Here is a 1,025-nt window from a genome sequence, read left to right as displayed (position 1 = left end):
GTGAACCTGACGATCGCGAAGAACGAGCTGTTCGCGCTGCTCGGCAGCTCGGGCTGCGGCAAGTCCACGCTGCTGCGCATGCTCGCCGGGCTGGAGACGGCCACCTCCGGCAAGATCTTCGTCGACGGCGAGGACCTCGCGTCGCTGCCGCCGTACCGCCGCCCCGTCAACATGATGTTCCAGTCGTACGCGCTGTTCCCGCACATGACGGTCGAATCGAACGTCGCGTTCGGCCTGAAGCAGGAAGGCACGCCGAAGCACGAGATCAGGGAGCGCGTGGCCGACGCGCTCGCGCTCGTGCAGATGAGCAAGTACGCGCAGCGCAAACCGCATCAGCTGTCGGGCGGCCAGCAGCAGCGCGTCGCGCTGGCCCGCTCGCTGGTGAAGCGCCCGAAGCTGCTGCTGCTCGACGAGCCGATGTCCGCGCTCGACAAGAAGATTCGCCAGAAGACCCAGCTCGAACTCGTGAACATCATCGAGAAGGTCGACGTGACCTGCGTGATGGTCACGCACGATCAGGAAGAGGCGATGACGATGGCGAGCCGCCTCGCGGTGATGAGCGAAGGCAAGATCGTGCAGATCGGCTCGCCCGGCGAAGTCTACGAATACCCGAACAGCCGCTTCTCGGCCGAATTCATCGGCTCGACCAACCTGTTCGAGGGGCGCGTCGTCGAGGACGAGCCCGATCACATCTTCGTCGAAAGCGACGACCTCGAAGCCCGCATGTACGTGAGCCACGGCGTGACCGGCCCGCTCGGGATGCCGGTCGGTATCTCGGTGCGCCCGGAGCGCGTGCACGTGTCGCGCGAGAAGCCGGGCTCGAAGCACAACTGGGCGCGCGGCGTCGTCACCGACATCGCGTACATGGGCAGCTATTCGCTGTACCACGTGCGTCTGCCGAGCGGCAAGACGGTGGTGTCGAACCTGTCGAGCTCGCACCTGATGAACGACGGCGCGCCGGCATGGAACGACGACGTGTTCGTGTCGTGGTCGCCGGCCAGCGGCGTCGTGCTGACGCAGTGAGG

Annotated in this window: 1 protein-coding gene; it reads left to right on the top strand. The window is 66.0% G+C overall.

Translation table 11 applies throughout. The annotated features are described in order from the left end of the window. Positions 1–1,023 (top strand): ABC transporter ATP-binding protein (locus WT53_RS14965; RefSeq protein WP_060260413.1); only part of this gene is annotated, 1,023 nt, incomplete at its 5' end. Between the last annotated feature and the right edge of the window lie 2 nt (positions 1,024–1,025).

The sequence above is a fragment of the Burkholderia sp. MSMB2157WGS genome, assembly GCF_001532755.1.
Taxonomy (GTDB): domain Bacteria; phylum Pseudomonadota; class Gammaproteobacteria; order Burkholderiales; family Burkholderiaceae; genus Burkholderia.
Note: the sequence above shows the minus strand (reverse complement) of the source record. Positions and strands in the feature narration are given on the sequence as shown.